Annotated in this window: 24 protein-coding genes; 19 read left to right on the top strand and 5 right to left on the bottom strand. The window is 63.5% G+C overall.

The genetic code is table 11. From position 1 onward, the window contains the following. Positions 1 to 118: 118 nt before the first annotated feature. Positions 119 to 373 (top strand): hypothetical protein, encoded by a 255-nt coding sequence (locus tag RFN28_RS02755; protein ID WP_320285836.1) that lies wholly within the window; start codon positions 119 to 121, stop codon positions 371 to 373. 36 nt (positions 374 to 409) lie between these two features. On the opposite strand, the gene RFN28_RS02750 is transcribed toward RFN28_RS02755, so the two are convergent. Further along, the gene (locus tag RFN28_RS02750; RefSeq protein WP_320285835.1) at positions 410 to 895 is read right to left on the bottom strand and encodes a hypothetical protein; all 486 of its coding nucleotides are present in this window, start codon (positions 893 to 895) and stop codon (positions 410 to 412) included. A gap of 207 nt (positions 896 to 1102) precedes the next feature. Between RFN28_RS02750 and RFN28_RS02745 the strand changes: the two genes are divergently transcribed. Both RFN28_RS02745 and RFN28_RS02740 read left to right on the top strand, forming a co-directional pair. After that, on the top strand, positions 1103 to 1468 hold the full coding sequence (locus RFN28_RS02745; RefSeq protein WP_320285834.1) for a RidA family protein: 366 nt from the start codon (positions 1103 to 1105) through the stop codon (positions 1466 to 1468). Positions 1469 to 1496: 28 nt separating this feature from the next. Further along, on the top strand, positions 1497 to 2720 hold the full coding sequence (locus RFN28_RS02740) for an amidohydrolase/deacetylase family metallohydrolase (protein WP_320285833.1): 1224 nt from the start codon (positions 1497 to 1499) through the stop codon (positions 2718 to 2720). 203 nt (positions 2721 to 2923) lie between these two features. Here the strand turns inward: RFN28_RS02740 and RFN28_RS02735 are convergent, their stop codons facing one another. After that, positions 2924 to 4714, bottom strand: coding sequence for an NAD(P)/FAD-dependent oxidoreductase (locus RFN28_RS02735; protein WP_320285832.1), 1791 nt, complete (start codon positions 4712 to 4714; stop codon positions 2924 to 2926). A 144-nt stretch (positions 4715 to 4858) separates the two neighbouring features. Next, the gene (locus tag RFN28_RS02730) at positions 4859 to 5134 is read right to left on the bottom strand and encodes a hypothetical protein (RefSeq protein ID WP_320285831.1); all 276 of its coding nucleotides are present in this window, start codon (positions 5132 to 5134) and stop codon (positions 4859 to 4861) included. Positions 5135 to 5606: 472 nt separating this feature from the next. On the opposite strand from RFN28_RS02730, the gene RFN28_RS02725 reads away from it, so the two are divergent. The 14 genes from RFN28_RS02725 (at position 5607) to RFN28_RS02660 (ending at position 17407) form a co-directional block, all read left to right on the top strand. Further along, on the top strand, positions 5607 to 5696 hold the full coding sequence (locus tag RFN28_RS02725; protein ID WP_040990279.1) for a K(+)-transporting ATPase subunit F: 90 nt from the start codon (positions 5607 to 5609) through the stop codon (positions 5694 to 5696). 27 nt (positions 5697 to 5723) lie between these two features. Continuing rightward, complete coding sequence (kdpA, locus tag RFN28_RS02720; RefSeq protein ID WP_320285829.1) at positions 5724 to 7427, top strand: potassium-transporting ATPase subunit KdpA; 1704 nt, start codon at positions 5724 to 5726, stop codon at positions 7425 to 7427. 233 nt (positions 7428 to 7660) lie between these two features. Then, positions 7661 to 9754, top strand: a complete 2094-nt coding sequence (kdpB, locus tag RFN28_RS02715; protein WP_320285827.1) for a potassium-transporting ATPase subunit KdpB — start codon at positions 7661 to 7663, stop codon at positions 9752 to 9754. 12 nt (positions 9755 to 9766) lie between these two features. After that, complete coding sequence (gene kdpC / locus RFN28_RS02710) at positions 9767 to 10330, top strand: potassium-transporting ATPase subunit KdpC (RefSeq protein ID WP_320285826.1); 564 nt, start codon at positions 9767 to 9769, stop codon at positions 10328 to 10330. 55 nt (positions 10331 to 10385) lie between these two features. Next, on the top strand, positions 10386 to 13109 hold the full coding sequence (locus tag RFN28_RS02705) for a DUF4118 domain-containing protein (RefSeq protein WP_320285825.1): 2724 nt from the start codon (positions 10386 to 10388) through the stop codon (positions 13107 to 13109). After that, entirely contained in the window at positions 13106 to 13798 is a 693-nt protein-coding gene (locus RFN28_RS02700; RefSeq protein WP_320285824.1) for a response regulator transcription factor, read from the top strand. The genes RFN28_RS02705 and RFN28_RS02700 overlap by 4 nt, the downstream gene beginning before the upstream one ends. Positions 13799 to 13911: 113 nt before the next feature. Next, on the top strand, positions 13912 to 14229 hold the full coding sequence (locus tag RFN28_RS02695; protein ID WP_320285823.1) for a hypothetical protein: 318 nt from the start codon (positions 13912 to 13914) through the stop codon (positions 14227 to 14229). Positions 14230 to 14374: 145 nt separating this feature from the next. Next, entirely contained in the window at positions 14375 to 14842 is a 468-nt protein-coding gene (locus RFN28_RS02690; RefSeq protein ID WP_320285822.1) for an NUDIX hydrolase, read from the top strand. Between the two features lie 166 nt (positions 14843 to 15008). Next, on the top strand, positions 15009 to 15332 hold the full coding sequence (locus RFN28_RS02685; RefSeq protein WP_320285821.1) for an ArsR/SmtB family transcription factor: 324 nt from the start codon (positions 15009 to 15011) through the stop codon (positions 15330 to 15332). After that, positions 15329 to 15739 carry an SRPBCC family protein gene (locus RFN28_RS02680; RefSeq protein WP_320285820.1) on the top strand — a complete coding sequence of 137 codons (411 nt, stop codon included), beginning with the start codon at positions 15329 to 15331 and terminating at the stop codon, positions 15737 to 15739. Before RFN28_RS02685 ends, RFN28_RS02680 begins: the two co-directional genes overlap by 4 nt. Positions 15740 to 15816: 77 nt before the next feature. Further along, on the top strand, positions 15817 to 16209 hold the full coding sequence (locus RFN28_RS02675; protein WP_320285819.1) for a VOC family protein: 393 nt from the start codon (positions 15817 to 15819) through the stop codon (positions 16207 to 16209). 40 nt (positions 16210 to 16249) lie between these two features. After that, positions 16250 to 16483, top strand: a complete 234-nt coding sequence (locus tag RFN28_RS02670; RefSeq protein WP_320285818.1) for a hypothetical protein — start codon at positions 16250 to 16252, stop codon at positions 16481 to 16483. After that, on the top strand, positions 16483 to 16932 hold the full coding sequence (locus RFN28_RS02665) for a DUF1801 domain-containing protein (RefSeq protein WP_320285817.1): 450 nt from the start codon (positions 16483 to 16485) through the stop codon (positions 16930 to 16932). Before RFN28_RS02670 ends, RFN28_RS02665 begins: the two co-directional genes overlap by 1 nt. Positions 16933 to 17008: 76 nt before the next feature. After that, on the top strand, positions 17009 to 17407 hold the full coding sequence (locus tag RFN28_RS02660) for a DUF1801 domain-containing protein (RefSeq protein WP_320285816.1): 399 nt from the start codon (positions 17009 to 17011) through the stop codon (positions 17405 to 17407). Here the strand turns inward: RFN28_RS02660 and RFN28_RS02655 are convergent, their stop codons facing one another. Then, positions 17408 to 17956 carry a GNAT family N-acetyltransferase gene (locus RFN28_RS02655; protein ID WP_320285815.1) on the bottom strand — a complete coding sequence of 183 codons (549 nt, stop codon included), beginning with the start codon at positions 17954 to 17956 and terminating at the stop codon, positions 17408 to 17410. 395 nt (positions 17957 to 18351) lie between these two features. On the opposite strand from RFN28_RS02655, the gene RFN28_RS02650 reads away from it, so the two are divergent. Beyond that, positions 18352 to 18807 (top strand): DUF2214 family protein, encoded by a 456-nt coding sequence (locus RFN28_RS02650; protein WP_320285814.1) that lies wholly within the window; start codon positions 18352 to 18354, stop codon positions 18805 to 18807. 39 nt (positions 18808 to 18846) lie between these two features. Here the strand turns inward: RFN28_RS02650 and nth are convergent, their stop codons facing one another. Then, positions 18847 to 19653, bottom strand: coding sequence for an endonuclease III (nth, locus tag RFN28_RS02645; protein ID WP_320285813.1), 807 nt, complete (start codon positions 19651 to 19653; stop codon positions 18847 to 18849). Between the two features lie 22 nt (positions 19654 to 19675). On the opposite strand from nth, the gene RFN28_RS02640 reads away from it, so the two are divergent. Next, positions 19676 to 20170 (top strand): DUF2244 domain-containing protein, encoded by a 495-nt coding sequence (locus RFN28_RS02640; RefSeq protein ID WP_320285812.1) that lies wholly within the window; start codon positions 19676 to 19678, stop codon positions 20168 to 20170. Positions 20171 to 20290 lie beyond the last annotated feature (120 nt).

Below are 20290 nucleotides of genomic sequence, written 5' to 3'. Positions count from 1 at the left end.
TGACGGACAATGGCGGTAGGCTGTCGCCAATCGCACTGGTAGGACCACCATTTCGCTGGCGCTATCCACCGATTGGCGTATCATTCTCGCCCGGAGGGTTCATGGCAGGAGGAGGCCAATGAACGTCGCTGCGGAAGTGCCCGTCATGGATCCGACGGCCCAAGATCTTGTTTCGTCTGCTCTTTCGAAATTTCGCGCCGGCGACACGATTTCGACCCGGGCGATGCTCGATATCATCCATCAATCGGATCCCGCCTGCGAGGACACCGACGACCATCTGGTCGAGCTGATCGTCATGGCCGCCGTTGGTAAGACCATGGGCGTCGTCTTCGATCACCGCTCGCCCGATGAGCAGTTGCCGCGCATTTCCTAGAAGGCCCAGTTCGATCAGGTTAGCTGGGATAGCCCCCTAGCTTCCCAGCGGATGCGGCATGTAGCCGACGAAACCGGCGATCCTCCAGCGGCCGCCGACCTTGCGGCAGAAATAGAGCGTCTGCCATTTGAGACGGTCGACGCCGCCGTCCGCCTTGGCGACGGAACCGTCGAACTTCTTGTGCAGCACGGCGCGGTCGCCGTCGACGTCGATATCGCGCATGTTGGTGACGCGGAACAACGCCTCGCGCAGCGGCTCGGCGAATTTCGTCGCCGCGGTCTCCTTGGCCTGGCGCAGCCATTCGTCGCGATAGACTTCGAGCCTCGGGAACTGCAGCCGCCAGGCGTCGGCATTTTTGAGGAAATGCGCATGCATGCCGAAGAAGCTCTCCGCGATGAAATCGTCCTCGACCATCGACCAGTCCTGGCTGAGAAAGGCATCGATGTCGCGCCGCACCAGCATTTCCCAAAGCGCATGGCGATCGACATCGCCTTCGGGAAACGGATTCTTGTCGAAGGTCATGCTGGATCTCCCCTCTTTTGTGCGTGCCGTCGGTATCCTACCGATTGCAGACCCGGCTTCGCGGGGCAAGATGCTCAGGGATTTGTAATTAAGCAACATGGATTTCGAAAAAATGTTGCTTTCCAACAGGGGGCACTATGAGGATCACGCCGACAGGCGTAGAGGGCTGTAGGAATAGCTTATCCAGTCGACAAGAGGAGGCTCACTTTGCCCAAGCAGTGCTTTGGAAAATCGCATGTCCCGCTCTCGCCAGCCGTCCGCGCCGGCGATTTCGTCTATGTCTCCGGCCAGGTGCCGATGGGCAGCGACGGGCTGGTGGTCAAGGGGGGCATCGCCGAGCAGGCCGAGCAGGTGCTGCAGAACGTCAAGACGGCGCTGGCGCTGGCCGGCTGCGCCATGGACGATGTGGTCAAGACCACCGTCTGGCTCGAGGACGCCCGCGATTTCGGCGTCTTCAACACGGTCTATGCCAGGCATTTCCCGAATGACCCGCCGGCGCGCACCACCGTCGAGTCCCGCCTGATGATCGACATCAAGATCGAGATCGAAGCGGTCGCCTATCGGCCGATATGATCGCGAAGGGACAAGAGGAGGCATCCTGATGCAGTTCGATCTGCTGATCAAGGGCGGCCGTGTGATCGACCCGGCCTCCGGGTTGAACGCGCCGCGCGACGTCGCCATCGCCGATGGCCGTGTCGTGGCGATCGAAGTGGCAATCGATGCGGAGGCCGCCGGTGCGGTCGTCGATGCGAGGGACTGCCTCGTCACACCCGGCCTCGTCGACCTGCACAGCCATGTCTACTGGGGCGGCACCTCGCTCGGCGTCGACGCCGACAGGCTGGCCGCCAAGAGCGGCACCACCACCTTCATCGATGCCGGCAGTGCCGGCGCCGGCAATTTCCTGGGCTTTCGCCACCACGTTATCGAGCGCTCGAAGGTCCGCATCCTCGCCTATGTCAACATCTCGTTTGCCGGCATATTCGGCTTCGCCCAGACCGTGTCGGTCGGCGAATGCAGCGACCTCAGGCTCTGCGAGCCCCGCGAGACGGTGGCGGCGGTGCGCGAGCACGCCGACGTCATTGTCGGCGTCAAGGTCCGCTCGGGCCGCCACGCCGGCGGCACCAGCGGCATCGCGCCAGTCGACCTCGCGCTCGAGGCCGCCGACAACGCCGGCCTGCCGCTGATGGCGCATATCGACGAGCCGCCGCCCGGCCGCTCGGAAGTACTGCCCAGGCTGCGTCGCGGCGACATCCTCACCCACTGCTTCCGGCCGTTTCCCAACGCACCGGTCTTTGCCTCCGGCGCCGTGCGGCCGGATATGCGGCTGGCCCGCGAGCGCGGCGTCATCTTCGACATCGGCCACGGCATGGGCTCTTTCGATTTCGAGGTCGCAAAGGCCATGCTCGCCGAAGGCCTGGCGCCCGACGTCATTTCGAGCGACGTGCATCTCTACTGCGTCGATGGCCCAGCCTTCGACATCCTCGTTTGCATGTCGAAGCTCATGGCACTCGGCATGCCGGTGGTGGAGGTGTTGCGCGCTGCGACGCAGCGCCCGGCCGAGGCGATCGCCAGACCAGAGCTCGGCAGCCTGAAGGTCGGTGGCATCGGCGATGTCGCGGTGCTCAGGCTGCAGCCCGGCCGCTTCACCTTCGTCGACGCAGTCGGCGCCTCAATGGTCGCGGACCAGCGGCTGGTCTCCAACGGCATCGTCATCGGCGGCAAATGGTGGCCGAACGAGGCGCCCGACCACGACGAGACGGAGCGCTTCGAGGCGCATGCGCATCACACGCATGTCGAGGTTGCGGCGGGGCATTTTGGGAGGTGATTGGCCAATCTCCCCCTTGTGGGTCCCTTGTGGGGGAGATGCCCAGCAGGGCAGAGGGGGGCGCGAAGGAACGCCAACCTTAGTGGTTTTGCGGCGAACCAAGGACCAACTGACGACGCAATTGCAATCCATTGATAGGCTGGCGGGACAGCGCCCCCCTCTGGCCTGCCGGCCATATCCCCACGAGGGGGAGATCGGCAGCTTCACCTCCGTGCGTTGCTCGGCTCGCCGTAAACCGGCGTCGCAATCCCCTCCATGCGCGCCTTGAGCTGCAGCGCCACGAACTTCGAATAGAAGCGCGACAGCGCCAGGTTGCCGCCATGGAACCACAGCGCTTCCTGTGCCGTCGGCTTCCACATGTTGCGCAATTCGCCCTGCCAAGGGCCGGGATCGCCCTTGACGCCCGAGCCGAGGCCCCAGCACGGACCGACCTTGTCGGCGACCTCGCGCGACACGATTGCCGCCACCGTCTCGTTCATCGACTGGTAGCCGGTGCAGCAGACGATCGCGTCGACCGTAAGCTCGCTGCCGTCCTCGAACAAGATGCCGCTCGGCGTCAGTGACTTGATGTCGACGCCGCTTTTCACCGCGATCTCGCCATTCAAGATCAGCTCGCAGGCGCCGACATCGATGTAAAAGCCCGAGCCGGTGCGGTAGGCCTTCATCAAGAGCCCGGTCTCGTCCTCGCCGAAGTCGATGGCAAAGCCGCTGTCGCTGAGCCGCCTGTAGAAATCCGCGTCGCGCTCGCGGATGACGTCGTAGAGCGCCCGCTGGCCCTTCGGCACCAGCGCGAACGGCGTCGAGGCGACGATCATGTCCGCCTTGTCGGTGGTGATACCCCGCGCCAGCGCTTTCTCCGAAAAAATCTCGAAGCCGATCTCCATCAGCGTGTCGGACTTCACCACAGTCGTCGGCGAGCGCTGCACCATGGTGACCTTGGCGCCGGCCTCCCAGAGATCGACGCTGACATCGTGGCCTGAGCTTGCGGCGCCGATCACCGCGACACGTTTGCCGCGGAATTTCTCGCCGGTGGAATACTGGCTGGAATGCAGGAGTTCGCCCTTGAAGCTTTCGGCGCCAGGCAGCTCGATCCGCCGCGGCGGTCCGTAGGCGCCGGTCGCGAAGACGATGTGCTTCGGCTTCAGCGTGATGCGCTGGCCGACGCGGTCGACCACCACCGTCCAGACCTTTTCCGCCTCGTCATACGCCGCACTGATGCATTTGGTGGCGACCCAGTAATTCAGCTCCATGACGCGGGCATACATTTCCAGCCAGTCGCCCATCTTGTCCTTGGGCGTGAAGACCGGCCAGTTTTCCGGGAACGGAATGTAGGGCAGATGGTCGTACCAGACCGGGTCGTGCAGCACGAGCGAGCGGTAGCGGTTGCGCCAGGAATCGCCGGCGCGCGCGTCCTTCTCGACGATCAGCGCCGGAACGCCGAGCTGCCGCAGCCGCGCGCCCAGCATGATGCCGCCCTGGCCACCGCCGATCACCAGGCAATAGGGCTGCTGGTGCACGCCAAGCTCGCGCGCCTCGCGCGCTCTTGCTTCCGCCCAGGTCTCACGCTCGGGATCGGCCTTGTGACGGATGCCGAGCGGCCGGGCCGGTCCTTTCTGCTCCTCGAAACCCTTGAGTTCGCTCATCGCCGTGAACAGTGTGCGGCAGCGGCCATCCTTGAGCCGCAGGATCCCTTCTCCGCGCGCGACCACTGTCTCGAAGCTGAACCAAGCCTCGATGATGCCGTCATCGACGCTCGCTTCGCCGGACAGGCGCCAATGCGACGGCTGCGCCGACGGCAGCGTGGCCTTGAGCGTGGCGCGGATCGCCGCCTGGCCTTCCATGGTCTTGATGTTCCATGTGAAGGTGAGCAGATCGCGCCAGTAGCAATCCTCAAGGAAAAGACCGGTCGCCGCCTCGATGTCGCCGGCCTCGAGCGCCCGGCCGAACGAGCCGAGCCAGGTAGCCGCCTGTTGCGATGGTGCGATATCGAGCATTTTTGTCCTTCCGGCTGGCCTCGCATGGCTGCAGGCTTTGTTCAGCGTCCCCGAGTTTAGCATATTTGCGATTGTCCGCTGCTGGCCATAGGCAATCGCCGATGACCAGCAGCGTCTCTGCTGACGCCGTCGCCGCACCCTTCATCAGCCCTTTGTTTCGAGAGCGTAGACCAAGCCGGGCTGCACGATCCACTCACCGGGCCGCAGCGAGTCGACATCGTATCGTCCATCGGCAGCGCGTGTCGCGACACCGACATAGCGATAGCGGAGGCCGCGGTCGTCGACCACGATTTCGGAGATCGGATGATCGGCCAGCCGGCCGACAACCTTCCCTTCGTTCCTGAGATTGGCAAGGACAAAGTATTCGGTCGGGATAGTTCGACTGAGCCTCGGCGCAACTCTGAGGGATACGAAGGTCATTTCGAATCTCGAAAAATGCCCGCGGGAACGCCGGCGAGGTCCGCGGTGCAGATCTAAATAGGCGTCCGCCGCATGAATTCGAGAGGGGATTCCGGGGCAGTTTATATATGCGTCTTTATTCGATGCGCCCGAGGGCAAACTGCCTGGGTTGAAGGCGGCGAATTACGCAAGAGCTGCGGAAGGCGCGGGCCAACCTTTATGAAATTCCTATATCTTTCCTCTCGGCCTCGTCTCGAACCTTTATGGCGATCGGGTCCATATTCCGCCCGAAAAAGAAGCTTTGGCCAAAATCAAGGCCGGATGGCACGCGCCCTCTGCAGTTTCTCAGCCCACCGATCGTGGCTGAATGTTCAAGCAAAACAAGGAATGCTTCCAATGGACATTATTGTTCTCGGGATCGGGATTTTATTCTTCGCCCTGTCCTTAGCCTACGTCAGAGCCTGCGACAGAATCTGAGCGAAGGGACCGGACCATGCTTCTCGATTACATCCTCGGCGGCGCGGTGACCTTGTTCCTGCTTGCCTATCTCACCTATGCGCTTATTCGCCCCGAGCGCTTTTGATCGTACGGGCCTGCGGGAAGTCACATCATGACAATATACGGCTGGATACAGATCCTTCTCTATTGCGGCATCCTTGTCGCGCTCGTTAAGCCGATCGGCGGCTATATGTACCGCGTCTTCAACGGCGATCGCACCTTTCTTTCACCGGTTCTCGTCCCGATCGAGCGCGGACTCTATCGCCTTTCGGGGACGAACGAGAAGGAAGAGCAGCACTGGGCCGTCTATACGACCGGCATGCTGCTGTTCCATCTTGCCGGCTTCCTGCTGCTTTACGCGTTGCAGCGGCTACAGGGAGTTCTTCCCTACAACCCCGCAGGCATGACCGCGGTTGAGCCCGGCCTCGCCTTCAACACCGCCGCCAGCTTCATCACCAACACCAACTGGCAGAATTACAGCGGCGAAAGCACGATGTCCTACCTCGTGCAGATGGCCGGCCTCGCGGTCCAGAACTTCATGTCCGCTGCGGTCGGCATCGCCATCGCGGTTGCTTTGATCCGCGGCTTCGCTCGCGCTTCAGGCAGGTCGATCGGCAATTTCTGGGTCGATCTGACCCGCTGCACGCTTTACGTGCTCTTGCCAACCTGCATCGTGCTGACGCTCGTCTATGTCTGGCTGGGCATCCCGCAGACGCTCGGGCCGTATGTGGATGCCACCACGCTCGAAGGCGCCAAGCAGACCATCGCGGTCGGACCGGTGGCTTCGCAGATCGCCATCAAGATGCTGGGCACCAATGGCGGCGGCTTCTTCAACGCCAATGCCGCGCATCCGTTCGAGAATCCGGACGCGATCTCCAACCTGATCCAGATGCTGACGATCTTCGTGCTGGGTGCTGCCCTCACCAATGTCTTCGGCCGCATGGTCGGAAACCAGCGCCAGGGCTGGGCGATCCTCGCCTCGATGGGCGTGCTGTTCATCGCCGGCGTCATCGTCTGCTACTGGGCCGAGGCCGCCGGCAATCCGCTGGTCCATGCGCTGGGCATCGACGGCGGCAACATGGAGGGCAAGGAGACCCGCTTCGGCATTGCGCTCTCGGCCCTGTTCGCGGTCATCACCACCTCCGCCTCCTGCGGCGCCGTCAACGCCATGCACGACTCTTTCACCGCGCTTGGCGGCATGATCCCGATCATCAACATGCAGCTCGGCGAGGTCATCGTCGGCGGTGTCGGCGCCGGTTTCTACGGCATCCTGATGTTCGTCGTCGTCGCCGTCTTCGTCGCCGGCCTGATGGTCGGCCGCACGCCCGAATATCTCGGCAAGAAGATCGAGGCCAAGGAGGTCAAGATGGCGATGCTCGCCATCCTCTGTCTGCCGCTGGCGATGCTGATCTTCACCGCCATCGCAGTGGTCCTGCCGAGCGCCGTGGCCTCGATGGCCAACGGCGGGCCGCACGGCTTCTCCGAGGTTCTCTATGCCTACACTTCGGCGGCTGCGAACAACGGCTCGGCCTTTGGCGGACTCACCGGCAACACGCCCTGGTACAACCTTACGGGCTCTATCGGCATGCTGATGGGCCGCTTCCTGGTCATCATCCCGGCTTTAGCCATCGCCGGCTCGCTGGCCGCGAAGAAGACCGTGCCCGCTTCGGCCGGCACCTTCCCGACTGACGGCATGCTGTTCGTCGGCCTGCTGGTCGGCGTCATCGTCATCGTCGGTGGTCTTACCTTCTTCCCGTCGCTCGCCGTCGGTCCGATTGTCGAGCACCTGGCGATGATCCATGGGCAGACCTTCTGAGATGACCATGCCCGGGTTCAACGACATACGTCTGCATGACCGTCACCATCCGGTGACGGAATGCCAGATGACGGAAGGGACGGAAGACCCCGTCCTTTCCCCACGCTCTCCACCTTCCTCGGCATGGCAGCCGTGCCGTTCGTGCTGTGGCTGCTGGCTTCCGGTCTTCCGCCCCTGTTCCCGACGACCGAGCAGCCCGCGCCGTCCAACACAATCGATCCTGGAGCTTCGAAATGAACCAGCCCAAATCCGCGAGCATTATGGATGCCCGCATCCTGGTGCCCGCCATCGGCGGTGCCTTCCGTAAGCTCGATCCGCGCACGTTGATGCGCAACCCGGTGATGTTCGTCGTCGCCATCGTCTCGGCGCTTACGACCGTGCTGTTCGTCAAGGACCTGGTCACCGGCGGCCGCGATCTCGGCTTCACCCTGCAGATCATCATCTGGCTGTGGTTCACCGTGCTGTTTGCCAACTTCGCCGAAGCCGTCGCCGAGGGCCGTGGCAAGGCGCAGGCCGACTCGCTGCGCAAGGCGCGCACCGAGACCCAGGCCAAGCTGCTCACCAATGGCGATCGCGGCAAGTTCAAGCTGGTGCCCGGCACCAGCTTGAAGGTCGGCGACATCGTCCTGGTCGAGGCCGGCGACATCATCCCCTCGGACGGCGAAGTGATCGAAGGCGTGGCCTCGGTCAACGAGGCCGCCATCACCGGCGAATCCGCGCCCGTCATTCGCGAATCCGGCGGCGACCGCTCGGCCGTCACCGGCGGCACCCAGGTGCTGTCCGACTGGATCCGCGTGCGCATCAGCGCCGCCTCCGGCCACACCTTCCTCGACCGCATGATCTCGCTGGTCGAAGGTGCGGAGCGCCAGAAAACCCCGAACGAGATCGCGCTCAACATCCTGCTCGTCGGCATGACGCTGATCTTCGTGCTTGCCACCGCGACGATCCCGAGCTTCGCCTCCTATTCGGGCGGCTATATTCCGGTCACTATCCTCGTTGCTCTCTTCGTGACGCTGATCCCGACCACGATCGGCGCGCTGCTCTCGGCCATCGGCATCGCCGGCATGGACCGGTTGGTGCGCTTCAACGTCCTGGCCATGTCCGGCCGCGCCGTCGAGGCCGCCGGCGACGTCGACACGCTGCTGCTGGACAAGACCGGCACCATCACGCTCGGCAACCGCCAGGCGACCGAGTTCGGTCCGGTCAAGGGCGTCACCGAGCAGGAATTGGCGGATGCCGCCCAGCTCGCTTCGCTCGCCGACGAGACGCCGGAAGGCCGCTCGATCGTCGTTCTGGCCAAGGAGAGATACGGTATCCGCGCCCGCGACATGGCAACCTTGCACGCGACCTTCGTGCCCTTCACCGCGCAGACCCGCATGAGCGGCGTCGATGTCGACGGCTCGTCGGTGCGCAAGGGCGCGGTCGACGCGGTGCTGGCGCATGTCAACCAGGCGGCGTCCGAGTCCCACGGCGCGCGTCCGACGAGCGACACCATCCGCGACCTGCAGGCCATCGCCGGCGAGATCGGCAAGGCCGGCGGCACGCCGCTGGCGGTCGAGCGCGACGGGCGTCTCCTCGGCGTCGTCCATCTCAAGGACATCGTCAAGGGCGGCATCCGCGAACGTTTCGCCGAGCTGCGCAAGATGGGCATCCGCACTGTGATGATCACCGGCGACAATCCGCTGACGGCGGCAGCCATCGCCGCCGAGGCCGGCGTCGACGATTTCCTTGCCCAGGCGACGCCGGAGAACAAGCTGTCGCTGATCCGCGAGGAGCAGGCCAAGGGCAAGCTGGTCGCCATGTGCGGCGACGGCACCAACGACGCACCGGCGCTCGCCCAGGCCGATGTCGGCGTCGCCATGAACACGGGCACGGTGGCCGCGCGCGAGGCCGGCAACATGGTCGACCTCGACAGCGATCCGACCAAGCTGATCGAGATCGTCGAGATCGGCAAGGCGCTCTTGATGACGCGCGGCTCGCTGACGACCTTCTCGATCGCCAACGACGTGGCCAAGTATTTCGCCATCATCCCGGCGATGTTCGCGGTCTTCTACGTCGCGCCCGGCCAGTCGGCGGGGCCGCTGCAGGCGCTCAACATCATGCATCTGGCGACGCCGCAAAGCGCCATCCTGTCGGCCATCATCTTCAACGCGCTGATCATCATCGCGCTGATCCCGCTATCGCTGAAGGGCGTGAAATACCGCGCCATCGGCGCCGGCGCGCTGCTCACCCGCAACCTGCTCGTCTACGGCCTCGGCGGCATCATCGTGCCTTTCGTCGGCATCAAGGCGATCGACCTGATCGTCACGGCCCTCGGCCTCGCATAAGGATCCATTCCGATGTTCAAGCAACTCAGACCCGCGATCGTCATGATCGTCTTCTTCACGGTGCTTACCGGCCTCATCTATCCGATCGGCATGACCGGCATCGCCCAGGCGCTGTTTCCCAAGCAGGCCAACGGCAGCCTGATCGCCAAGGACGGCAAGGTCATCGGCTCCGAACTTATCGGCCAGGCCTTCGCCAGCGACCGCTATTTCCACGGCAGACCCTCGGCCGCCGGTGACGGTTACAACGCCGCCTCTTCCAGCGGCTCGAATCTCGGACCGACCAATGCAAAGCTGATCGAGCGCATCAAGGGCGATGCCGAGAAGCTGAAGGCGGAGAACCCGAACGCGCCGGTTCCGATGGATCTGGTCACCACTTCCGGCAGCGGTCTCGACCCCGACATCAGCCCGGAGGCTGCCTATTTCCAGGTGCCACGGGTCGCCAAGGCCCGGGGTCTCGATGAGACGAAGGTCAGGTCGCTTGTCGACAGCCATGTCGAGGATCGCGAGTTGGGCTTCATGGGTGAGCCGGTGGTCAACGTGCTTGCCCTCAACCTCGCGCTGGACGACCTGAAGTAGTCAGCACCGCGCCGGGGATCGACACGATCCCCGGCACAATTCATGATTGGACTTGATGCCGGACGACAGGACCAACCCCGAGAACAGACCATCTCCCGACGCGCTGCTCGAGCATGCCGAGCGGGAGGGCCGCGGCCGTCTGCGCATATTCCTCGGCGCAGCCCCAGGCGTCGGCAAGACCTACGAGATGCTGATGGCGGGCCGCGCCCGCCTCGCCGATGGCATCGACGTCGTGATCGGCGTCGTTGAAACGCACGGCCGCAAGGAAACCCAGGCGCTGGTCGACGGCTATGAGGTGATCCCGCGCAGAGAGGTCGAGTACAGGGGGCGCACCCTCGACGAGATGGATATCGACGCCATCCTGAAGCGGCATCCGGCACTGGTGCTGGTCGACGAGCTCGCGCACACCAATGCGCCCGGCAGCAGACATCCCAAGCGCTACCTCGATGTGCAGGAAATCCTGACGCGGGGCATCGACGTCTACACCACGCTCAACATCCAGCATGTCGAAAGCCTGAACGATGTCGTGGCGCAGATCACCCGCGTCCGGGTGCGCGAAACCGTTCCCGATTCCATCATCGACCGGGCCGACGACATCGAGGTCATCGACCTCACCCCCAACGACCTGATCAAGCGGCTTCACGAAGGCAAGGTCTATTTCCCTCAAACCGCCCAGCGCGCGATCGAGAACTATTTTTCGCCGGGCAATCTGACCGCACTCAGGGAGTTAGCGCTGAGGCGCACCGCCCAGCGTGTCGACGAGCAGTTGCTCAGCCACATGCAGTCCCACGCCATCCCAGGGCCGTGGGCTGCCGGCGAGCGGGTTCTGGTCTGCGTCGACTCACGTCCCGGCGGGGCAGCTCGCATTCGCTACGCGCGCCGGCTCGCCGATCGTCTTCGCGCCCCCTGGACGGCGCTGCATGTCGACACGCCGCGCCTGGCCGGCATGTCCGAAGAGGACAAGGACCGGCTGGCGACGAACCTGCGCCTTGCCGAGCAGCTTGGCGCCGATGTGACGACCATCCCGGGTCAGAACGTCGCCCAGGACATCGTGCGCCACGCGACGGCGAACAACTTCACCCATATCGTCATCGGCAGGCCGACCCGCTCGCGTTGGCGGGAACTCATCGAGGGTTCGCTGACCTACGATCTGATCCGCAATGCCGGCGACATCAGCGTCCATGTCATTTCGGGCACGGAGCGCAACACGGAGATGCCTTCGACAAGGGTGAAGGCGGCCACCGAGGGGAGACAGTTTCAGGTTTGGCCCTATCTGCTTGCCACCGCCTATGTTGCCGGTGGGCTGGCCGTAAGCTCGGTTCTCGATCAATTCCTCGACGTCCGCAATCTCGCGATCGTGCTTCTGCTGTCGGTGCTGACAGCGGCGGTGACCAGCGGACTGTGGCCGGCGCTCTATGCCTGCTTCCTGAGCGCGCTTGGCTTCAACTATTTCTTCCTCGAGCCGCGCTACACGCTGACGATCAGGGACCCGGAGAGCATCGTTGCCTTTGCCGTCTTCCTCGTCGTCGCCGTTATCGCCAGCAACCTGACGGCGCGCGTGCAGCGGCAGGTGGTCGCCGCCCGTTCGCGCGCGCGGGCCACCGAAGACATCTATTCCTTCTCGAAAAAGCTCGCCGGCGCCGGCACGCTCGACGACGTGCTTTGGGCCACCGCATTCCAGATCGCCTCGATGCTGAAAGTGCGCGTCGTGCTGCTTCTGCCTGAGAACGGCGCCATCACCGTCAAGGCCGGCTATCCGCCGGACGACACGCTGGCCGAGGCCGACATCGCGGCGGCCCGCTGGGCCTGGGAGCATGATCGCCCGGCCGGCCGCGGTGCCGACACGCTGCCCGGCGCAAGGCGGCTCTACCTCCCCTTGCGGACAGGCAGAACGGCGGTCGGGGTGATAGGCCTCGACAATGACAAGCAGGGCCCGTTGCTGACCCCCGAGCAGCAGCGCCTGCTCGATGCGCTTGCCGACCAGGCGGCGGTCGCCATCGAGCGCATCCAGCTTGTCGCCGATGTCGACCGCGCCAGGCTGGCGGCGGAGGCGGACCGGCTGCGTTCGGCGCTGCTCACCTCCATCTCCCATGATCTGAAGACGCCGCTTGCGGCGATCATGGGCGCGGCGGGCACGCTGCGCGAGTTCGCCCCGGCATTGCCCGAGGAGGATCGGGCCGACCTTCTGGCGACGGTGCTGAACGAATCGGAGCGGCTGAACCGCTTCATCGCCAACCTGCTCGACATGACCAAGATCGAATCCGGCGCGATGGAGCCCAACTATGCCTTCCACTATCTCGGCGATGTCGTCGGATCGGCACTCAACCGGGCGCACAAGATTACCGGCGAGCATCGGATCGAGACCGATATTCCGCCCGACCTGCCGATGCTGCGGCTCGATCCCGTTCTGTTCGAGCAGGCGCTTTTCAACCTGCTCGACAATGCCGCGAAATACGCGCCTCCGGGCTCGGCCATCCGCCTGCAGAGCTGGGTCGACAACGGGTCCGTCATCCTGCAGGTCATGGACGAGGGTTCAGGCATCCCGCCGGACGACCTCGAGCGGATTTTCGACACCTTCTACCGCGTGCGCAAGCGCGACCAGGTCCGCGCCGGAACCGGCCTCGGCCTGTCGATCAGTCGCGGCTTCATCGAGGCCATGGGCGGCACGATCTCGGCGGCGAACCGGACCGACCGGCCGGGCGCGATCTTCACAATCAAGATGCCGGTGCCGGCGGACTTGCCCGATATGAGCGACGCCAGGATGGACCAGACGGCATGACCAATCAGAACGTCAGCATCCTGATCGTCGACGACGAGCCGCCGATCCGCAAGCTGCTGCGCGTCGGCCTCGGCAGCCAGGGCTATGCAATATCCGAAGCGCCGAACGCCAAGGCCGCGATCGAGCTCATCGGGACGGAGACGCCCGATCTCATCCTGCTCGACCTCGGCCTTCCCGGCATGACCGGCCTCGAGCTGCTCGGCAAATGGCGCGGCGACGGCCTCGACATTCCGGTCGTCATCCTGTCGAGCCGCACTGATGAGGCCGGCATCGTCACGGCGCTGGAACTCGGCGCCGACGACTATGTGACAAAGCCCTTCGGCATGAACGAGCTTATCGCCCGCATCCGCGTGGCGCTGCGGCACAAGTTCCAGCAACAGGGCGAGAAGCCGGTATTCCAGACCGGCGATCTTTCCGTCGACCTCGTCAAACGCATCGTCAAGGTCGAGGGCAAGGAGGTGAAGCTGTCGCCCAAGGAATACGACATCCTGCGCATCCTGGTTCAATACGCCGGCAAGGTGCTCACCCACCAGTTCCTGATGAAGCAGATCTGGAACGACACGACCGACGTGCAGTATCTCAGGGTCTATGTCCGCCAATTGCGGCAGAAGATCGAGAAGACACCGGACCAGCCGCGCTACATCATCACCGAGACCGGTGTCGGCTACCGTTTGCGCGAAACGGAGTAGTCCTTCCAGGATTCTCTTTGGCAGGACGTTCGATTACCTGACCGCCTGCGCAAGCTCGAACCATGGCATATCCGGACGAGCGTCCTATATTACAGCAAGGTTCTGTCTTTCACATGAAGGAAGCGATGTCGCATCCTCGTTTATCGGCGGTTTTGATGTCGGCGGCTCTGGCAATTGCCGTCCTGTCGGGCACGGCTTCAAATGCCTCGGCGCAGGTGGTCATCCCGACGAATCGGGACGTCCTGATCCAGCAGAACGAGCTGCAGACGCTCCGGAACCAACTGCAGCGGCAGCAGTACCAGCAACAGCAGCAGCTCTATCGCGAGCAGGACCGGCAGATCGTGCCGACGCCTCGCCCTGAAGTGCCGGTCGTCAAGCAGAATTGCCAATCTCAGGTGATTGGCACAACCATTTCACGGGTTTGCCGCTGACATTCCGTATCTTTCGGTTTATTTAGCCGACTTAATTGCCGGCAAATGCCGGATTGCAAGGGCGGTCGTTTTGGGGTTTGCAGGGGCAGGGTTCTGCCGTGCGCGCATAACGCGCCGGGCGAATGCCGCTCTCATCGGATTTGGGATGGCAACAGCCAAGAAGAAGGCAGTACGCAGGGCAAAGAAAGGGGAGCGGATCCGCCAGGTGGCGGCCATACCCTTTCGTTTGCGCCAAGACGGCAACCTCGAGGTGCTGCTGGTCACCTCGCGCACGACTAGGCGCTTCATCGTTCCCAAAGGCTGGCCGATGAAAGGCAAGACCGGGCGCAAGGCGGCCATGATCGAGGCCCAGGAAGAGGCAGGCGTGCTCGGCAAGGCGCTGAAGCAGCCCGCCGGCACCTATTCCTATTGGAAACGCATGGCCAGCCGTTTCGTCCGTGTCGATGTGGTCGTCTACCTGCTCGAGGTCACCGGGGAGATGGCCGACTGGCGGGAGGCCGCGAATCGGCAACGGGCCTGGCTGCCGCCGGCCGATGCTGCCTTGCTCATCGACGAACCGGAGCTTTCGACGCTGCTCGGGGATTTGACGGTTCCCGCAGCCGTTCAAGCCTAATAAGAGCTCCCTGCTCGGAGTTGCCTGGAAGGGTCGCGCCGGCACAGGCGCGCCCGACATGGCCGGCTACTCCCGTGACGAGGATCATCCTGCCGCTCCTCCCGCTTGACTCACATATATCTACATGGTTATAGATCGATCAATAGCCATCGAGTTATCGATCCAGATGCCGAATGCGCATGATATGCTCTTCCGGACGCTTGCCGATCCGACAAGGCGTGCCATTTTCGAGCGTCTATGCCGCCAGGGCGAGCAGACGGTGGGCGCGCTGACGGCGCAGGCCGGTGTCTCGCAGCCGGCGGTGTCGAAGCACCTGGGCGTGCTCAAGGAAGCCGGGCTGGTGCGCGACCGCCACGAGGGCCGGCAGACCCACTACAGCGCGCAGCTTGCCGCCCTGGCGCCGCTGATGGACTGGACACGCGAGATGGCAGGCTTCTGGGAGAGCCGCTTCGACGATCTCGAGGATCTGCTGAAGAGGATGGATCAATGAACGATATGCCGGCCGAAACGCGCTCCGTCGTCGTGGAGCGCGAGATTTCTTACCCGCCGGAAAAGATCTGGCGCGCGCTGACCCAACCGCATCTCATCGAGGAGTGGCTGATGAAGAACAACTTCAAGCCGGTCGTGGACCACCGTTTCAATCTCAGCGCGGACTGGGGCGGCGTCCAGTGCCAGGTCCAGACGGTCGAGCCCAACAAAACGCTCTCCTACACCTGGGACACCAAGGATCTGGAAAGCGTGGTAACCTGGACGCTCACTCCGACGAGCACCGGCACCCATCTGCGCATGGAGCAGACAGGCTTCCGCGCGGATCAGCAATCCTACTACCGGGGCGCCACCGTCGGCTGGCAGAGGTTCCTTACGGCCCTGGAAGAGGTCCTGGCGCGGATCGACTGAGAACCCGTCGGAAGGATTCAGAAAGCAGACATTTTTGGCGGGTGGCAACCTGCAGGCGTAAGCGATGGAGAAATGCAATGAAGATCAAGCTGACCAGCGTCTATGTCGACGACCAAGAGAAGGCGCTTGGTTTCTACACCGGCGTTCTCGGCTTCACCAAGAAAGCCGATTTCACCAACGGCCCGTTTCGCTGGCTAACGGTCGCCTCGCCCGAAGACCCGGACGGCACCGAGCTGCAGCTGGCGCTGAACGACAATCCGGCGGCGAAGACCTACCAGCAGGCGATATTCAAGCAGGGCCAACCGGCGCTGATGGTGTTCACCGACGACATCAAAGGGGACCACGAGCGCATCACGGCGAATGGCGGCAGCTTCGCCATGGCGCCGACCGAGGTTACCGGCTCGACCATCGCGCAGCTCAACGACACCTGCGGCAATCTCATCCAGATCACGCAGCTGGCGCGCTGGTGAGCAGCCCAATCCGTTCAGATTCATTTCCATGGAGGCAACATTGGACTGGAGCAAGTGGATTCGCCAAATTCATCGCTGGCTTTCGATCATCTTCACCGCGACCGTAATCGCCAATTTCGTTGCCATGGCATTGGGCGAGCCGCCCGCCTGGGTGGTCTATTCGCCGCTCCCGCCGCTCTTCCTACTGCTATTCAGCGGCCTCTACATGTTCGTGCTGCCCTATGCCGTCAGATGGCGCGGTGAGCCAGCGCGCGAGCGCATAGGATCGGCCTGATGGCGAAGGCGAAATCGCCGAAGGTTGCCGCCAAGCCCTCGGACGCGAAGCCCGTCCTGCTTTCTGGCGGCAACCCGCAGATCGCGAAGGGCTATGGCAACGCTTCCGTGCAGGCCTATATCGCGGCGATGCCGGGCTGGAAGAGCGACGTCGGCCGCCGGCTCGACCAGCTCATCATGCAGGCCGTTCCTGACGTGCAGAAGGCCGTCAAATGGAATTCGCCGTTTTACGGGATGGAAGGCGAAGGCTGGTTTCTCGGCATCCACTGTTTCACCAAATACATCAAGGTGGCCTTCTTTCGCGGCAAGTCGCTCGAGCCCGTGCCGCCCGGCGAATCCAAGAGCAAGGACACGCGCTACCTCAATATCCACGAAGGCGACCCGCTGGACGAAGCGCAATTCGTCTCTTGGGTGAAACAGGCGAGCCGGCTGCCGGGCGAGCGAATGTAAGCGCTGGCGGCGGTCCGTGGTCCCGGCTAGAAGATTTGCAGGGGCGGCTTCCATCCGGCCTTCGGGGAGAACAGACATGGAAAAAACCGGCTCACAGGCAGGCAAGTCTCCTTCCGAGCTGATCGATGGACGCATCGAGGAATTGGGCGATTGGCGCGGCGAGATGCTCAGCCGCCTGCGCGCCCTGATCAAGGAGGTCGATCCCGAAGTCGCCGAAGAGTGGAAATGGCGCGGCGTGCCGGTCTGGGAGGACGCCGGAATGATCTGCACCGGCGAGACCTACAAGGCAGTCGTCAAGCTGACCTTCGCCAAGGGGGCGGCGCTGCCGGATCCCGCGGGCCTCTTCAACTCCAGTCTCGAGGGCAACACAAGGCGCGCCATCGACTTTGGCGAGGGCGAGGAGATCGACGAGGAAGCGTTCAAGGCTCTCGTCCGCGCTGCCGTGGCCCTGAACAGGTTGAAGGCCAAGCGCTGATCAGCCGAGATTGCCTCCGGCGGGCCGCTCCAACAGGATCGTCGGCTTGTCGTGATAGGTGGTCCGCAGGATTTCGCGATATCCGTTCTTTTCCGCCACCTTGAGCGACGCGCCGTTTTCGGGATCGATGATGCAGACGGTCCTGGCCCGCCCGAACACCGCGTCGCCCCAGGCGACGATCCGCCCGACGACCTCGCTGGCAAGCCCCTGGCCGTGCGCGACCGAAGCCAGCGCCCAGCCCGCTTCCGGCACGCCTTCGATCGAGGGCTCGATGTCGCGCTTGAGATCATGGAAGCCGGCCTCGCCGATGAAGCGGCCTGTTGCCTTGTCCTCGATCGCCCAGAAACCGTAGCCGAGCAGCGACCAGAGCCCGGCATGACGCAGGAAGCGCAACCAGCTTTCCTCGCGGGTGCGCGGCTTGCCGCCGATGAAGCGGGTGACCCCCGGATCGGCCCACATGGCGACATAGGCCTCGAAATCATCGAGCCGGTGCGGCCGCAGGATGGTCCGCGCCGTCTCCAGGATCGGCACGCCGGCTTCAATCTTCATGGTACTCACCCCTGTTGAGGCGGAAGCGCTTAGCAAACCAGCATGTTAGAACAAGGGCCAGGATGACCGGAGCCATCTTCCAGAGGCAAGCAAGATGACAGGCACGCAGACGCTGGAGAGGCGACTTTCAGCCGTGCCTGGCCATGTTCATGTAGACGCCGCCGCGCGCCAGGCGGCCATCAGTCCCAGCTCCGCGAGTACGGCTCGAACGTCTTCAGGCATCGGATTGAGGGCGCGCTTCAGTCGGCTCATGGTTCCAAGCAATAGACTGTCGGCAGGTGGCGTCAACGACGCCTATGGTTAGCTTGCGCATATGGGATTTTTGCCTCGCGATGCTACTCTGCAACCGCTGAAAACGGATTCAACACTCGCGCTCTTCGATCGAAGGAAGAAACATGGACACTACCGACCTTCTGCTGGCGATTGCCCATCATCTTTTGGTGTTCTCGCTGGCCGGCATCATCGGCGCCGAATTCGTGCTGGTGCGCGGCGACTTGGGCGCGGCGACGCTCAAGCGCCTTGCCGGCGTTGACCGCCATTACGGCATCATCGCCACACTGATCGTCATCGTCGGCATCTGCCGGGTGGTCTTCGGGCTGAAAGGCTGGGAATTCTATGTCTACAACTGGGTGTTCTGGGCAAAGATGGCGGCCTTCATCATTGTCGGCCTGCTGTCGATCGTCCCCACTGTGCGCTTCATCTCCTGGAACAGGCAGGCCAGCGGCAACCCGTCCTTTGCGGTGCCGGCAGCCGAACGTGCCTCGGTGAAGAACTACGTCCGCGCCGAGGGCTTCATCTTCCTGCTTATTCCGGTCTTTGCCGCAGCGATGGCGCGTGGCTACGGTTACTGAGCCATTCCCGGAAAGCCGTCCGGAATTGCAGCAAAGACTCTAAATCTCCGCGGGAAAAGCCTCCTTCAAGGGCGCGATCGGCACTAGCGGCGCCGGCACGTCGGTGGTCTTTTCCTTGGACTTGCAGATGTCGGCAATCACGCAGGCCGGGCAGTCGGGCTTGCGTGCCTTGCAGACATAGCGCCCATGCAGGATCAGCCAGTGATGCGCGTGGCGTATATAGTCGGCCGGGATGACCTTCAAGAGCCCTTGCTCTACCTGTTCCGGCGTCTTGCCCGGCGCCAGCCCGATCCGGTTGCCGATGCGGAAGATATGCGTGTCGACCGCCATCGTGTGCTGGCCGAAGGCGACGTTGAGCACGACATTGGCGGTCTTGCGCCCGACACCGGGCAGCTTGACCAGTTCGTCGCGATCCTCCGGCACCTTGCCACCATGCTCGTCGATCAGCGCCTTCGAGAGCGCAATCACGTTCTTGGCCTTGTTGCGCCAGAGCCCAATGGTGCGGATGTAGTCGCCGACCTTGGCCTCGCCGAGCGCCAGCATCTTCTGCGGCGTGTCGGCCACCGGAAACAGCGCCTTGGTCGCCTTGTTGACGCCGGCATCGGTCGCCTGTGCCGACAGCACCACCGCGATCAACAACGTGAAAGGGTTGATATAGTCGAGTTCGCCCTTCGGCTCGGGCCGCTGCACGGAAAAGCGCCGGAAGATCTCGTGCACCTCGCCGGGTGTGTAGAGCGAGCGCGGGCCACCTTTCCGGGAAGGCGCCCTTGCCGTCGCGCCGCCGCCCGAGGCGGACGCTGATGGCTTTTTGTCGGATTGGGAATTTTTGGACTTGGGGGGCGCCATTCCCCTCCTATAATATGACCCTATGAGCGACACAAACGCCTCGTTCGATGCCGACGAGCCATTCTTCCAGGCGTTGCTGACGCCCCATCGTTCGCTCGGCCGCACCGGTTTTCTGATATTGATGGGCGCGCTGCTGTTCGGCTGGGCGGTCACTGGGGTGATCTTCCTGGCGCACGGCGCCTGGCCGGTTTTCGGCTTCTGCGGGCTGGATGTGCTCGCCGTCTACATCGCCTTTCGCGTCAACTATCGCGCCGCCCGCGCCCGCGAGGAGATATCGGTTTCGCGCACCAGCCTCGACATCCGCAAGACAGCGCCTTCCGGCCGTTTCGAGGACCATCGCTTCAACCCGTTCTGGGCGCGCTTTTCGATCGCCCGTCATGCCGAGATCGGCATCACCAAAATGGCCGTCGAAGCGCAAGGCAGGAGCGTCTCGATCGGCAGCTTCCTCAACCCGGACGACCGCGAAAGTTTTGCGACGGCCTTTTCGCGCGCTCTGGCGACCGCCAAGGCGCGCTGAGGGCCTCCCTCGCCCCGGTCAGACTTGCCTTTTCGCCGGCCATGATTGTCCCCTTCGGTTCGGAGCCGACCCTGTCTGGATAGGGCGGATGAAGGCAAGTTTCGGGTGGTGGCCAAGCGC

The sequence above is a fragment of the Mesorhizobium album genome (assembly GCF_033977205.1).
GTDB classification, from domain to species: Bacteria; Pseudomonadota; Alphaproteobacteria; order Rhizobiales; family Rhizobiaceae; genus Mesorhizobium; species Mesorhizobium album.
Note: the sequence above shows the minus strand (reverse complement) of the source record. Positions and strands in the feature narration are given on the sequence as shown.